This window comes from Dysosmobacter sp. Sow4_B12 (assembly GCF_052116665.1).
GTDB lineage: Bacteria > Bacillota > Clostridia > Oscillospirales > Oscillospiraceae > Oscillibacter.
In genome coordinates this window covers 635606-649568 of sequence record NZ_JBQKKR010000001.1, presented here as the reverse complement: position 1 = coordinate 649568, position 13963 = coordinate 635606, and the positions used below count along the sequence as shown (strand labels likewise).

The following is a 13963-nucleotide window of genomic DNA, read 5'->3' as shown; positions in this document are numbered from 1 at the left end:
TTTTCGAACTAAATCTGAACTGATGAAGAGCGCGAAGTGACATCCGAATCCTCTTTTGAGGATAGTGAGGCGGAAACGAGTGAGGACGGTTCATCCGAGGGTGAAACTTCCGAAACCACTTACGAGACGATTCGAGTTTACACCATCGCCTATAATGGCGAGGCCTACTTTGCCGACCAAGTGTTTCACCTTTCTGACGCTCAGAAACTCCTGGCAAGTCAATATGCACAGAACCTCACAGTCCTTCTGGGCGATGGCGTTTATCAGGGTCTCAGCGACACCGAGTTCTCTGCCATGGGCCTTTCCTATGATGGAGTTGTATTTTCAGATGGCTCCACGCAGGTTGTGTATTACAACCAGCTGGACGAGCGTTGGAAGTATGAGCCCTATGGTACAGATACGATCGGAGGCTATGCATGTGGGCCTACTTCGATGTCTATCGTTGTCTCCAGCCTTACATCCGAGACCGTTGACCCACCGCACATGGCCCAATGGGCTTACGAGAACGGCTACTGGTGCAGCGGCAGTGGTTCCTACCATTCACTCATTCCCGGGGCTGCTGAAGCTTGGGGGCTGACTGTCGAAGGATGTACGGCATCTGAACCGCAGCGCATTGTGGATGCCCTGACGGACGGGAAACTGGTTGTGGCGCTTATGACAGAAATCGAGTTAAACGAGCAAATCGAGAGCTTGCTGACTGAGCCAGATTCACAACCCCTTTCCAGACAGACTGGTATGGCTTATCGACGAGAAATGAAAGTGCGGAAGAACGATCGACTTAGGCGGATTGTCACCAGAAGCTATGTGCCGCATGCAGGGTACATTGACTACGGATTCGACGGAGATACCCTGCTCCATTCCGGGAAGTACATCAAGTACCCAAAGAACAGTAATTGCCAGCGCTGGATAAAACGCGAAACCAGCAGACGATTTCGAAACTGTAAGGAACTGCCCCCAAAGGGCAACTACTATCGCCGCCTTTTCGACTACTGGTGGACCATGTATTAGGAGGTTAAGAGATATGGGCTATGTTGTGATCGAGTTGACCTGCGCCGGTATCCCAGAGGAGAAGCTGGAGGCAGAACCGTTTACCGTTGATCAGGAAAATGTGCTCCTCCAACTGGATGCCGGAATCCAGACAAAGATCCGCAAGGGCATCCCTTATGCCGTAGTCGATCTGGAAAGCAGAGAGACCATCTGCAGATTCAATCAGAAAAATGTGAAAGCATCCGACTTCGATATCCGAATGCTGTCCAGGACACTTTATGAGAGTGCTCGCAAATTCTACGAAGATCCTGAGAATGTGAAGGCATTTGAAAAGTGGAAGCGGGAACAAAACCAGAAGAAAGGCAAGGCACCACGAAAATGATCGTGGTGCCTTTTGACGTAAAGGGCATCTCTTACTTTTAAGGAAGCTCAAAGGCGGCGAACCTACTTCGCATTCTCGGGTTGGATTTCCTTCAGGCGCCTGTAGAATGTGGATCTGGATGCGATTCCTACTCGGGCCATGGCCTCATCTTCTGTGATTTTTCGTTTTCGGAAGTCCTTAGCCACTTGACGGAACAGGTTTTGATCCACAGCAATTTTCTTTCGCCCAGCATACTTTCCGTCGTGCTTCGCTCGATTGACGCCGTCCTGATGACGCTGCTTCTTTTGATTGCTCTCCATGGAATCCTGAAGCATAAGCAAATTCAGCAGCAAGCTGCATTCTTCTTCGGATAGCTGATGCTCCTCGGTTTCATCCAAAATCCTTGCTCCGCTCCTCAAGATCTGCAAGAGGTTCTTGCGGAGCTGATGACTGGTCGATGCAATGCTCTGAAAACCCTTGATGGACACGCAGTCGTTAGGTTGAAGATTAGCAGGTAGGCTCTTAGCGGATTCAAAGGCGATATGCCGAGATGCTTCTGCGCGCTCGACAATCAGATTGTCTGTACCGCAGCGCATATTGGTTCGAAGAAGCCATTCAAAGCGGTCATAGTAGTCAAGACCGACCTCTTCAAGAAGATCCCATAAATCCTCACGGCTCTCACTCGGAGTTCGTTCAGAAATAAAGTAAGGCGTCATATTGACACGATAGTACCGTTCCAGGCGTAGGGACATGTCAAGTCCAGGGATCCCTTGGAAGATGGAAGGGGGCAGGGTATCAATTACACTCCACTCCGGAGAGAAAATATACTGGAAATTCTGATCGTCATAGCGTTCGAAATCAACGCGGCTCACAGCATACTTACTACCAATGCGATCCACAGCATAGATAATGCCGCTATTGCGATAGTAGGGCTTGCCCTGCAGGGGGAGGGTATATTCGTTTTGGCTTTCGTAATAACGAGTAACAGGCCTCATGAGCCACTCCTTTCCATGTTACAGTTGCCGGTATGCGCACATGAGGATCTTCTCATACCGTTGCTGCAGCATTACTTTGTAGAAGTGCTTACGCACCTCGGATATCCCCTCAATCTCATCGATGATGGCATTGATCCGTTCAAGATCGATGCGGGGAACAATTCGCTTCAATGCGTCGTTGCAGGCCTCAAACTGCAAGCTGTTAATGACCTCAAAATAGGAACTCTTGCGATTCTTCACCTTGATGTGGGATGTTGGGAATTTGTATATTCTCTCGTTGATCTCGTTTTCAGAAGCGAGAACAGCCTCCAATTTATCATCGGTGTTTAGCTTCGGATAGAGACTGGAACCGTTGTCATATACCGGTGCGATCCGATACTTGTTGTCTCGCTTGATAAAGCCCCAGTTCCCGCCATGTCGGTCAAAGTTACCGATCAGCGCATCTACAATGAACATATCCCAGAAGCGATCGATTGTTTCCTCAACATTGGTAGACTTCATATTCTCCCGAAGCATCGCCGTGATATCCTCATAGGTGTACTGATAGAGTTCCTTATCTCTTTCCAGCGAACTCTCACCAACGCCATTAAAGGCTACAAGGGCATCCTCGGGCTCGAGGAAGTTCTTCATAACAACGACATTTTTACCATCGTAAGTTCCCAAGAAAGTTTCCTGAACAGGGATGCCAATCGACTGAAAGATATGACTTCCGAGATATTCAGAGACATGATTGAAGATGAGGCCGACTTCGGAGTTTTTCTGAAATTTCACGATATATCGGTGCCCTTCAATAATGATCTCAAACTTCTTTTCAGCACCAGAGAACATCACAGGCGTCTTTTCATACATGGAGTAATCTCTCATTATCTCAAGCCTCCTAACGCTAATATCATTATATTCACGCAAATCGATTGTGTCAATAGAACTATGTTGAATTTTGGCACAATCAAAGTCAATGCCACGATCACATGATGAATTTTCCTGTCCGTTCTATTGGACAAGCATTGGAGTAAAATACATATCAACATGGGGAAAAAGAAGCCCCAGAATATTGAAAGGATGGTCTGGAAATGAAAAGAGTAGTATCGCTTGCCCTTGCTTTGATCCTTGCTCTGTCCCTCGTCGGATGTTCCGGTAGTAAACCGGACACCGTTGTGACAACTTTCTGCAGCGCCGTTCAGGCGTTTGACTTTGAGAAAGCTGCCACCTGCATGGAAAACGGTTCTGAAGACCTGGAGGATCCGTATGACGATGCGGAGATGGAGGAAGACCTCTCATCCGAGCAGGTCATGACCTATAAGTTGGACTATCGCTGGCTTTCCACAGTGTATGAGTCTGTTCGTCCCACTGACAACACTGGCCACTTGATCTGGTCTGCACTTGGTCCAAAGACTTTGGAACTTGTTCAACAGAATGTTACTGCTATCGGTATTGCCGGCAATGTTGAAGTCCTCGAAACAGATGCTGATCTCATTGAACAGTTGATCAAGGGAGCTACCGGAGATCCTCAAAAACTGTCAAAAAAAATTCAGATCAACTTGGAGGCTATTATTCGAGGGGTTATCGATGATCCAACATTTGTTGAGCTCGGAGAGCGATTGGAAAAGCTGAAGGAAGAGCACGAAAAAGGTCTCATGACCAGTGTCATCTTCTTAAAGAAACTGCTGGAATTGGCTCGTGACACAGTTGCTGCAGTCAAAAAAGCGAATGCTGCACAGCCTGAACCTACTCGCGAGGAAAAAGGGAAAGCGGCTCTCACAGAGCTTTTCAAAGAAGCAAGGAATGCAAAAACCCCAGTTATCGTGGAACGCATTGTCGATGAGATTGATGGCATTGTGCGAATTGTCCGCTTCCCTGGATGGCAGGATACTGAGACAGGACGCAGAGAAATAAGCATGGAGTTGTACGGCATTTTCGCTCGAAAGAAACTATTTGACAAGGATTTAGTTGAGAAAGCCTATAAGTATGTTGAGCAGTATTATTAAGAAGTATCCGTAACCTTGTTCAAAATGTATGGATGAATAATGACACGCCCCAAAAGTAAACGCCAGCGTTTTGGCGCACTTTTGGGGCGTGCTTTTCATATGGAATTGAGCCTGTCAAAAGGTATGCTATTTGACATGAAAAAAGAGATGAAATAAGTTCCAGATTAACTGTGCTCTTTGGCGCAAAGTGATTTGCCGAGGAAAGCGCACCACTTTTCTATAGGGTTTATATCTGAAAGAAATACTACTGTGAGAACTATTGGGATTAGTAATTGATATTTAGCTGATACTTTGGTATCGACAAAATTGCATTGTTAGAACAGGAGATTCAGTAAGTGTGAGCCAATCTTATTCTAAAGTTCAAATGAAAATGTTTTTGAGTCTTGGTGGAGTTTTATTTTATTGCCGTATATCTGCTTGATATTGCGGTCAGATAAGATTTCATTTGATGGACCATAAGCAAAGATGTGTCTATCGTCTAGTAAGCATACCGTACCATTACTGCTTAACGCATGAAGTGGGTTGTGGCTCACCATAAGGAGTGTTTTTCCTTCGGATTTTATGCTCATCAGCAATTGTAGAATATCAGCTTGGTTTCCTAAATCTAACGCCGACATGGGTTCGTCCATGATAATTATGGGGGTTTCTTGCACTAAAGCACGAGTAATCGCAACTAATTGTTTTTGACCGCCGGACAGGGTTTGAAAACTCTTATATCATCTGCACCTGCGAAAACCAGTCGCTGCCCTTTTTCAGGATTACCAATGCATACCCAGCACCATACCGGATTCCATATTCGGCAATTTGGTCATATTGGGTGTCATCATGAATTACCGGGAGTTTTCGTTTCATAGCATCGCGGATTCGTTATTTATTGTAGTTATATTGCATTGAAGTCCTCCTGCTTGGCTTAGGCAAGTTGGCCGATCAGCTGTCTAGTATTCAAGTATTTTGGGATATGAAACGCTTGAGTTTATCCTCCAGATCTTCTTCGCGGAGAAGTCGTTCCTGTGCGGCGATAAACCATGCTTTTCTTTCAGGATTATCTTCCATCATTATTTTCAATCTAACATCTTTTAGTTCATTTTCGGAATCATGCAAAGCTTCGGAGCCCTCCGAATGGCTTTTGGCTGGTCTATTTTCAACCCCTCCATCAGCCATCGAAAGGTCTGTGGATCCAATAACCGCAGCTGCGCTTCACTTCTGGGCCATTGAAATGAGCCGTTGTTCAGTCGCTTATACAACAGGATATATCCATCGCCGGAAAAGTATAACGCCTTGATGCGGTCTGTGCGTCTTCCGCAAAACAGGAACAGGCTTTCTTCACTCAGCTCCTGGCCAAATTGTTGGGTCACGATTGCAGCTAAGCCCTCTATTCCGCGGCGCAGGTCCGTATACCCACACGCAACATAATAGTTCCGTACTCGACTTAGATCTAACATAGTTGCTGTAAGGCCCGAAGAATGGCTGCCACCGCTTCCGCGTCCGTGTTTGCCGGCAGTCTCAAATCTGCCTGCCCAATCTGGATCCGAAGCATATGTTCTCTTTTGTTGACAGGATCTTCAAGGCGCACAAAATGTGGCGAGGCCGTTTCCACAACCGTTTCCCGCAATTTTTTCAGCCAGTAGTAATATTGCCGTTCAGATATCCCATTTTGTCTACAGAACTCTCGCTTACTCAGCCCACTGTTTTGCCCCGCCTGGATGATCTGGCTCCATTCCTGCAGCCGATACTCATCCCGGATTGCTAACACATCTTCCATTTCTTACACGCACTCCCTTTGCATTCGAAAACTTACACGCAGTTTTTGTTGACTACGTATCATTTTCTCATACTTACTTGACCTTGGAAATGCGGGTGGTTATTGAGCACTTACTGTGAAACAGGGATTTGGTACCACACTTGAAAGTTCGAAGGACTGCATGGGTGAAGGCTGTACCACATCCCCTAAAACGGGAAGTTTGCAACATTAGGAGTCAGCAGGGGCCATTTAATCTAGAGACGTAAAGAAATCCGTGTGGCATAAAACGATATGTGTTTTCATCAACTCTACTTTAGTGGTTTATAAACAGCATCAATGGGATTATCTAAATAGTGATTACTCAGATTATATACATCACAATACAGATATTACATGATAGCCACATGAAAAAGTACAAGCGTCATTCTAACCATAGATATCATAATTTCCAAAATCCGTATACAATCGAATATTGGACGTTATGTTGCCGCTATGCAACAGCGGTGTATAATAATTTGAACTTCTAAAAAGAACACCATCCACTTCTTCTGATGAAATCAGATTCCCATCATTTATATTGTATATTTTGACAAAAAATCTTTCTGCAAATGGATCATATTTTACAATAGATTCGTTTTCATCATTTTGGCAGTATGTTATGGTTGCAAAGGGCGTCTTTGTCAATTTAATAACATCTATAGTGAAAGGAAATTTAGAATCACCATACGAATACACTTCTATATGTTCATAAAAAGGTGATAATTTTACTCCCTTTACTAGTCCCAAACGATCCTCGTCCTCAAAATATTCAACATGCATCACCAAATATAGCATTAAGAAGCTTACAACTCCAACGCATATATAAAGAGTTTTTCGGAAGCGTTTAGAGCATTTTTTATTAAGATTTAGGGACATAGGGTATTAAGAACCGTAATTAGGGGAAGTATCCCTATTCGAAAAATTAAATGCAAAAAACTCCCCTGATGGGTCATTTCCGTAAACAAGCACATCATTTTTGTAATCACAATTTGATTTGATATCAGTCACACTATCTTCCGAAATAGAAAGGAAATCCGCATCTGTATCTGTTTCTACTTGATACGCAATAACCTCGTTTGTCTCACAGTCAATAACTTGAGATGTTCCAACAAGTAGCTTGCATTTCCTCCCATAAGGCCAATCCCCTTCGGTAACAGACAGGAAAAACATACTATAATAAAGGATTGGTGCTCCACCAAACCGCAATCCAACAGCACAGCTTCCGCCCCAAGCCCCTATTCTTGCATAAGAGGGGGAATACATGCCATCTAATACATCTTGATAATTCATGCTCGCAAATGCAATGCGACCTTCCTCTGTCAATTCACTAAATAACTCAGGATTTGTTACACAAATAAAATCCAGCATAGTCGAATCCGAATCATTGTAGATTTCATTTAGTTGCTCAATATTGGGGTAACTCTCTCCAGCATCATTAAGTTCATCCATACTGTTATTTTCTGTAGAACTATCTACATCTACCATGGGAATAGTGCCATAATCATCGCTTTCAATTTCTGCAGCTATAGCAGGAATACATAAAGTAAGACACGCAATTACCGCCAAAATGAGACCCAAAATTCTTTTCTTCATTAGTTATACCTCCTAATAGCAAATGAATTGATAATTTCGCGTTTGGGAAAAATGTGCTCTTTCTTTGTCATCAGCTCTTGTATACTGTGGATTTGGATAGAGTATATTTGCTGGTTGAGATTATTGTAGATGTAGTCGCAGTTGTGGCTGCCGATGCCCGTCTCGTAGGTCAGTTGCCCAGGCTGTCGTAGGTATAGGTGCAGGTGGAATTGCCGTAGTTGTCGTGGGCAGTGATGAGGCGGTTCAGCGCGTCATAGGTATAGAGGGTTTCATTCTTTGCCTGGCCCGTGCCGTTGCCTCGCATGTACTCATAGGTCATGTTGCCGTTGGCGTCATACTTATTAAGTACGCTTCTGGTTTTTGGCGGGTTTCTCGCTGGGATGGGTGTCGTCTACCGCCAGCAGGCGGCCAAGTTTGTCGTAGGTGTAATACTCCACCCAGCCGTTGGGATAGCGCATCTCCGTGACGCGGGCCATGCGTCGTAGGCGTAGGTGGTGACGCCGCTCTGGGCGTCGGTGATAATCATGACCCAGTCCATGGTGTCAAAGCAGAGTGGTGCCGTTTGGGCACCGCTCTGTGTATTATTTTTTATGCTTGTTTTCTCGCCTTAATAATAGAATTGTTAAGATGAGGTGCATAATAACAGCAAGAATGGCTATCCAGCAGGTGGGTCTGAGTCTTTGCATTGTATATTTCAGATTCGGCTTGCCCATTAAATTCATGCGAACCGTGAATTGACTCATAGCAATAATATAGGAAACCACCACTAAAAGATGGGCAACTATGATCCCCCAGTTCTTTTTTAGAAATAACATCACATAATAGAGGGCTATTGCAAAATAGAACTCACCCCTTACCAGGTAAATCCCTCTGCATGGAGGGCGTATTCCTGGACTTCCCACTCTAAACCATTCAAGGAAAACCGGAAGTAATGCCAACAGAAAACTAAAATATAGAATCCTTCTTGATTTCATCATATGCCTTATAATACCTCCTTTATTTTTCTGGGAACTACTAAAATAACCTCCTTTCTTTGTTTGTTATCTCACGTGCAACATAGATCTTTGTAAATACATGGACATCATATTGCACTCAGAGTTAGAGGCTTTAACTACTTCATAAACATCGTCTAGAAAGTCATTGGAATTAAATACTTTTCTTATTTTTCCCAATATGTTGTTGTATTCAGCAAACGTAGCAAGGCCAAATGAATCAATCCAATTAACAGCATCATCCTTAGCATATAGATACTGCACCAACTGCATGGGATCGATAACATACTCACGCAGGTCATACTAGCTGCGGTCAAGGATAGAATCAACAATCACTCGCTGTAACTGGTTCAGGAGATGACCTTGCTGTTGACAGCGGAGGTCAAGTAATCCGTGGTGCCAAGATAATCGCAGTGGTAATAGGCGTGCAACTCGCCGCGGCTATCCAGCAGGGACGCGGAGCCGTTCTCAATGCCCTGGACCACGACAGACAGACGAGCCTTGTCGCTGTACACATAGCGGTAATCCAGGCCGTTCACCTCATGCTCCATCAAGGGCTTGTAGGTCTCGGAGCTGAAGTCCACCACGAACTGCTTGACCACCGTGCTGGTCTTTTTCACATCGCTGCCGGTGGGCTTGTCCTGGTTGCCGTTGCCGTTCCCGTTGTTGCCGTTATTTCCGTTGCCCGCATTTCCGTAGGCTACCAGGGAAGCAGTCAGGGTGCCGGCGTCGGCGGCAGCGGTCTCGGTAGAATCGGCACTGTTGCTGCCCTTGCCGTTGCCTTTACCATTGCCGTTTCCGTTGTTGCCGTTTCCGTTGTTGCCGTTTCCGTTGCCATTCCCATTGTGGTTGCCGTTGTTCCCATTGTTATTGCCGTTCACCTCGTTGTTGATGTCGGGATCGGTATCGTCCCCGTCGTCAGGGGTATCGGGATCGGTGGTCTCACCCGGATCAGGAGTATCGGGATCGGGCGTATCGGGATCGGTAGTTTCACCGGGATCAGGCGTATCCGGGTCAGTGGTCTCGCCGGGGTCGGGGACATCGGGCGTGGGATCGGTGGGGGACGTGGTGTCCTCCTCGCCGCTGGCATCGTGATACCCGTAGCCGTTATTGGCGATGATCCAGGTGTTTTCCATGAGAGCGCCCAGGCCGTTGTAGGTGTAGATGCTCTCCTCGGCGTTGCCGTTGACGCCCCGGACCATCTTGTTGGTCTCGTCGTAGGTGTACTCGCCGGCAGTCTCCAGCTTCTTGTTCTTGCCGTACTGCTCCAGGATCAGGTTGCCCCGGTTGTCGTAGGTGCTGGCGGTGTGGGACTTCCAGTTGTCGGAGGAGCGGTCCACCTGCTGGTTGAGGTTGTTGTAGATGTAGTCGCAGTTGTGGCTGCCGATGCCCGTCTCGTAGGTCAGGTTGCCCAGGCTATCGTAGGTATAGGTGCGGGTGGAATTACCGTAGTTGTCGTGGGCGGTGACGAGGCGGTTCAGCGCGTCGTAGGTATAGAGGGTCTCGTTCTTCGCCTGGCCAGTGCCGTTGCCCCGCATGTACTCATAGGTCATGTTGCCGTTGGCGTCATACTTATAAGTATGCTTCTGGGTCTTGGCGGGCTTTTCGCTGGGATGGGTGTCGTCCACCGCCAGCAGGCGGCCCATCTTGTCGTAGGTGTAATACTCCACCCAGCCGTTGGGATAGCGCATCTCCGTGACGCGGGCCATGCCGTCGTAGGCGTAGGTGGTCTCGCTGCCGTCGGTCTCCGTCACCTTGGTCTGGTTGTGGACCAGATCGTATTCATAGGTGGCCTTGGTGCCGTCGGGATACAGGATTTCCGTCTGGTTGCCCACGCCGTCGTAGGTGTACTCCACCCGGTTGCCCTTGTGGTCGGTGGCGGCGGTCAGCTGATGCAGCAGATCCAGCTCGAAGGTGGTGGTGCCCAGCCAGTCGGTCATGGATACCAGGTCTCCGGTCTTGTTGTATCTGTAAGAAACTTCCTTGGCATCACTGTAATTGATTGCCGTGACCAAATCAAGGGCGTTGTAAGTGTATTCCGTGGTGTAGCCGTCGGGATCGGTTTTGGAGACCAGGTTGCCGTTGCCGTCGTAGGCGTAGGTGGTGACATTGCCCAGGGCGTCCACCTGCTTGGTGACGAGGCCCCGGCCGTCGAACTCGTACAGGGTGATCTCCCACTCGTCCACGTTGTCCTGGGTATCCACCCGGTGGAGCTTGGTGGCGGTCAGGCGGCCCATCTCGTCGTACTCAAAGAAGGCAGAGGTGCCCAGCGCGTCGATGGTCTCCACCACATTGCCCACGCCGTCGTAGATGTACTGGGTGGTATTCCCGTTGGCGTCGGTGGAGCTGGTGATGTTGCCCACCCCGTCATAGGTCATGGATGTACTCTCACCGTCCGGTGTGGTGGTCTTGATGAGACGGTCCAGAGGATCGTACTCATAGAGGGTGTCGCCGTCCACGGTGGTCATTTTGACGCAGTTGCCGTTGCCGTTATACTCGTAGGAGGTGACGTAACCCTCGGCGTCCGTCTTGGTGGCCACTTCACCGCGCTTGGTGTTCTGAGTTTTGCAATTTTTTATACTAAGAATCTTTGACGACCAGCCTGTTCTTACGCGGGCGCCCTGGCTTCCCTTTATTTGTCCTGCGGACTGCATATTCGGGGGAGCAACCATCAGGAATATCGAAGCCAATAATAAGACGCTCATCGGATGTGACTGGCGAAGTATCGCCCGCCTTGATGCGGTCATTCATGCTAAGAAGCTCGTCGCACAGGGCGACCGCGATACGCTCTGCGATGTACTGGCTGTTCCCGGTGCCGCTGAAATACAAAATCATATCAAAATGCCCTCGCAGTGGTCGATCTCATGCTGGATAATTTCCGCAGTCCAGCCGGTAAAGGTCTTGATTCGCGTCTGGAATTTCTCATTCTGCCATTGCACCTTGATGGTCTGGAACCGCTTTGTCTTCCGTGTACCGGTGAGGGACAGGCAGCCCTCCTCTGCCTCATACGGCCCGGACTGCTTGACGATGACGGGATTGAACATGACCATGTATTCACCCTCGTTGTCAAAGGCGATAATGCGTTTGTTCACGCCAATCATATTCGCTGCCATGCCCACACAGCCATCCTTGTGGGCAGTCAATGTGTCCAGCAGATCCTGCGCCACAACCAGATCGTCCGCTGCGGCGGGCTCTGCCTTTTGGGCGAGAAATGCCTCGTCTTTGCATATTTCACGAATCATGACTATGCTCCTTTTTTGCCTTTACATGAGATGCTTATTTCTGTATGATATAAGCATCAGAGGAATAAGTCAAGAAACGAAGGATGAATCCAATATGCAAAAAGTATGTGAATTTCTGAAGTCTGCAGAAACTTATTATCTGGCCACCGTAGAGGGCGATCAGCCTCGTGTTCGTCCCTTCGGCACCGCCCATATCTTCGAGGGCAAGCTGTATATCCAGACCGGCAAATCCAAGCCGGTGTCCAGGCAGATCGCTGCCAACCCCAAGTGTGAGATCTGTGCTTTCAAGGATGGCGTGTGGCTCCGCGTTGCCGCCGAGCTGGTGGAGGATGACCGCGTGGAAGCCAAGAAATCCATGTTGGACGACTATACTAGCCTGCGGGCCATGTACGATGAAAATGATGGAAACACCCAAGTTCTGTATCTGAAGAACGCCGTGGCCACTTTCAGTTCCTTTACTGCGGCTCCTGAAGTTCATGAATTCTAAAAGATAGCCCGCTCTGTAATAGGGCGGGCAGTTTTTCGTCAGGTGGTGGTTTTTTGAAACTGTTTTACTCGGTTGATCGACAGGAATGGCGAAGATATCTCGAAGATCATTTTGAGACCGATGATGAGGTATGGTTTGTATTTCCCATGAAAGAATCCGGCGAAGAAAGCATGAGCTACAATGATGCCGTAGAAGAGGCCCTCTGCTTTGGCTGGATCGACAGCACCATCAAGCATACGGATGAACTTCACCGCGCCCAGCGCTTCACACCCCGAAAAAAAGGAAGTCTATATTCACAGCCGAATATCGAAAGACTGATATGGCTGGAATCGCAAGGAAAGATCCATCCAAAGATCCGCGAAAGTATCCTTCCGATCATCACGGCACCTTTCGTTTTTCCCAAAGACATTTTGGATGAACTCCGGAAAGATGAATCGGTATGGGAGAACTATCAGAAATTCAGCGAGCCCTACAAGCGCATCCGGGTTGCCTATGTTGATGCAGCAAGAAAGCGTCCGGACGAATTTCAAAAGCGCCTGAAAAGCTTTATCGATAAGACGCGCCAAAACAAGATCATCAGGGGCTTCGGTGGGATCGAAAAATACTACTGAAAAAGAAAGTGCTATCCATTCAATAGAAATTGTTAACACCCCGCTATCCAACTGGACAGCGGGGTGATGTAATAATTTAGGAGCACTTCCAAAGGGTATAAGAAATCCGAACACATCACCCATTAGGATAATGTATTCGGATTCTGAATTATAACGCATGTTTTGATACGGGTTGCATTGGGTTGCAAAAGTTGCATTTTTGATTTTGGGTTCCATTACAATGCAACCTTTTTGCTTTATGCAACTTTTGGAGTTTTACTAGTCATCTTCCTCGTCATTGCGTCGGCGTTCTTCTTCCTCTTTTTCCTCACGGCGATATTCGCTGTCATCCCAATTGTAGACATACTCGCCCCGATCGATACTGTAACCATCTTTGCCTATGTATTCATACTCACCGGACTCGTAATTGAAACACCATTTTGTCATAAGCGCACCTCATCAATTCTTGAGGACATACTGCAGCATTTTGAATGCGGCAGATTTCTTGGCGTCTTTTTTTGAGGACGATTTTGCCGAGAAAGATTTGCTTTCTTCTGCAATATGGCAAACGCTTTTCCAGATGGGGTTTCCATTCTGGCATTCAAAATCGATGAGGAACTCTACCAGCGTATCAAAGCGCACCTGGTCCGCGAGAGCGCCCGTACCGGCAAGAAGCTGACCCAGCAGGGATTCGTCCTGGGTCTCATTGGAGAAGCCCTGCAGCAGTCAGAACGGCAGGCAGCAGAAGAAGCAGGGGGCAACCCCGCCGAAGTCGATCCCACCGAACCCACATAACAGCTCCATACACCGACTTCTGCCCGCGACATCCGCTCAAGGATGCCGCGGGCAAGTCTTTCTCTTTGAGAATCGAGGTGAGTAACCATCCGAGCAAAACCCGCCGAGAACCGTTTCTCCGAACATGAAATAGAGATCGCCTGCAGCACAGACCTG

General features: G+C 47.5%; 22 protein-coding genes. 6 read left to right on the top strand and 16 right to left on the bottom strand.

Annotated elements, in window-relative coordinates; genetic code table 11:
* The first annotated feature begins 36 nt into the window (after positions 1–36).
* Together ACTQ4R_RS03410 and ACTQ4R_RS03405 are read left to right on the top strand one after the other, a co-directional pair.
* Complete coding sequence (locus tag ACTQ4R_RS03410; RefSeq protein ID WP_441625821.1) at positions 37–1008, top strand: C39 family peptidase; 972 nt, start codon at positions 37–39, stop codon at positions 1006–1008.
* Positions 1009–1021: 13 nt separating this feature from the next.
* A complete protein-coding gene (locus tag ACTQ4R_RS03405; protein ID WP_441625820.1) occupies positions 1022–1369 on the top strand; it encodes a hypothetical protein in 348 nt (115 codons plus the stop codon).
* Positions 1370–1431: 62 nt separating this feature from the next.
* Here the strand turns inward: ACTQ4R_RS03405 and ACTQ4R_RS03400 are convergent, their stop codons facing one another.
* Entirely contained in the window at positions 1432–2343 is a 912-nt protein-coding gene (locus ACTQ4R_RS03400) for a hypothetical protein (protein WP_441625818.1), read from the bottom strand.
* A gap of 18 nt (positions 2344–2361) precedes the next feature.
* On the bottom strand, positions 2362–3207 hold the full coding sequence (locus tag ACTQ4R_RS03395) for a HipA domain-containing protein (protein ID WP_441625816.1): 846 nt from the start codon (positions 3205–3207) through the stop codon (positions 2362–2364).
* 206 nt (positions 3208–3413) lie between these two features.
* Here ACTQ4R_RS03395 and ACTQ4R_RS03390 point away from each other — a divergent pair, with 206 nt between their 5' ends.
* A complete protein-coding gene (locus ACTQ4R_RS03390) occupies positions 3414–4328 on the top strand; it encodes a hypothetical protein (RefSeq protein WP_441625814.1) in 915 nt (304 codons plus the stop codon).
* 353 nt (positions 4329–4681) lie between these two features.
* Here ACTQ4R_RS03390 and ACTQ4R_RS03385 read toward each other — a convergent pair whose 3' ends face one another.
* The 12 genes from ACTQ4R_RS03385 to ACTQ4R_RS03330 form a co-directional block, all read right to left on the bottom strand.
* On the bottom strand, positions 4682–5026 hold the full coding sequence (locus tag ACTQ4R_RS03385; protein ID WP_441626014.1) for an ATP-binding cassette domain-containing protein: 345 nt from the start codon (positions 5024–5026) through the stop codon (positions 4682–4684).
* 244 nt (positions 5027–5270) lie between these two features.
* On the bottom strand, positions 5271–5489 hold the full coding sequence (locus ACTQ4R_RS03380; protein ID WP_320864485.1) for a hypothetical protein: 219 nt from the start codon (positions 5487–5489) through the stop codon (positions 5271–5273).
* Positions 5405–5770, bottom strand: a complete 366-nt coding sequence (gene tnpB, locus ACTQ4R_RS03375) for an IS66 family insertion sequence element accessory protein TnpB (protein WP_412758476.1) — start codon at positions 5768–5770, stop codon at positions 5405–5407. The genes ACTQ4R_RS03380 and tnpB overlap by 85 nt, the downstream gene beginning before the upstream one ends.
* Complete coding sequence (tnpA, locus tag ACTQ4R_RS03370; protein ID WP_235223304.1) at positions 5764–6090, bottom strand: IS66 family insertion sequence element accessory protein TnpA; 327 nt, start codon at positions 6088–6090, stop codon at positions 5764–5766. Before tnpA ends, tnpB begins: the two co-directional genes overlap by 7 nt.
* A 405-nt stretch (positions 6091–6495) precedes the next feature.
* Complete coding sequence (locus tag ACTQ4R_RS03365) at positions 6496–6855, bottom strand: hypothetical protein (RefSeq protein WP_235223302.1); 360 nt, start codon at positions 6853–6855, stop codon at positions 6496–6498.
* 135 nt (positions 6856–6990) lie between these two features.
* On the bottom strand, positions 6991–7701 hold the full coding sequence (locus ACTQ4R_RS03360) for a hypothetical protein (RefSeq protein ID WP_235229905.1): 711 nt from the start codon (positions 7699–7701) through the stop codon (positions 6991–6993).
* A gap of 169 nt (positions 7702–7870) precedes the next feature.
* Entirely contained in the window at positions 7871–8020 is a 150-nt protein-coding gene (locus tag ACTQ4R_RS03355) for a hypothetical protein (protein WP_235223300.1), read from the bottom strand.
* Between the two features lie 22 nt (positions 8021–8042).
* Positions 8043–8177 carry an RHS repeat domain-containing protein gene (locus ACTQ4R_RS03350; protein WP_235223299.1) on the bottom strand — a complete coding sequence of 45 codons (135 nt, stop codon included), beginning with the start codon at positions 8175–8177 and terminating at the stop codon, positions 8043–8045.
* 105 nt (positions 8178–8282) lie between these two features.
* Positions 8283–8678: a hypothetical protein gene (locus ACTQ4R_RS03345; protein ID WP_235223298.1), complete on the bottom strand. Its 396-nt coding sequence runs from the start codon at positions 8676–8678 to the stop codon at positions 8283–8285.
* A 365-nt stretch (positions 8679–9043) separates the two neighbouring features.
* Complete coding sequence (locus tag ACTQ4R_RS03340) at positions 9044–11233, bottom strand: hypothetical protein (protein ID WP_441625809.1); 2190 nt, start codon at positions 11231–11233, stop codon at positions 9044–9046.
* Between the two features lie 40 nt (positions 11234–11273).
* Positions 11274–11528, bottom strand: coding sequence for a hypothetical protein (locus ACTQ4R_RS03335; protein ID WP_441625807.1), 255 nt, complete (start codon positions 11526–11528; stop codon positions 11274–11276).
* Positions 11525–11935 (bottom strand): peptide deformylase, encoded by a 411-nt coding sequence (locus ACTQ4R_RS03330; protein ID WP_441625805.1) that lies wholly within the window; start codon positions 11933–11935, stop codon positions 11525–11527. Before ACTQ4R_RS03330 ends, ACTQ4R_RS03335 begins: the two co-directional genes overlap by 4 nt.
* 94 nt (positions 11936–12029) lie before the next feature.
* Here ACTQ4R_RS03330 and ACTQ4R_RS03325 point away from each other — a divergent pair, with 94 nt between their 5' ends.
* A complete protein-coding gene (locus ACTQ4R_RS03325) occupies positions 12030–12422 on the top strand; it encodes a pyridoxamine 5'-phosphate oxidase family protein (RefSeq protein ID WP_441625803.1) in 393 nt (130 codons plus the stop codon).
* A 53-nt stretch (positions 12423–12475) separates the two neighbouring features.
* Positions 12476–13033, top strand: a complete 558-nt coding sequence (locus ACTQ4R_RS03320; protein WP_441625801.1) for a YdeI/OmpD-associated family protein — start codon at positions 12476–12478, stop codon at positions 13031–13033.
* A gap of 258 nt (positions 13034–13291) precedes the next feature.
* On the opposite strand, the gene ACTQ4R_RS03315 is transcribed toward ACTQ4R_RS03320, so the two are convergent.
* Both ACTQ4R_RS03315 and ACTQ4R_RS03310 read right to left on the bottom strand, forming a co-directional pair.
* Complete coding sequence (locus ACTQ4R_RS03315; protein ID WP_441625799.1) at positions 13292–13459, bottom strand: hypothetical protein; 168 nt, start codon at positions 13457–13459, stop codon at positions 13292–13294.
* Positions 13460–13471: 12 nt separating this feature from the next.
* Entirely contained in the window at positions 13472–13654 is a 183-nt protein-coding gene (locus ACTQ4R_RS03310) for a putative dsRNA-binding protein (RefSeq protein WP_441625797.1), read from the bottom strand.
* Here ACTQ4R_RS03310 and ACTQ4R_RS03305 point away from each other — a divergent pair.
* Entirely contained in the window at positions 13574–13807 is a 234-nt protein-coding gene (locus ACTQ4R_RS03305) for a hypothetical protein (RefSeq protein ID WP_441626024.1), read from the top strand. The two genes, ACTQ4R_RS03310 and ACTQ4R_RS03305, sit on opposite strands and share 81 nt — an antisense overlap.
* Positions 13808–13963: the final 156 nt, after the last annotated feature.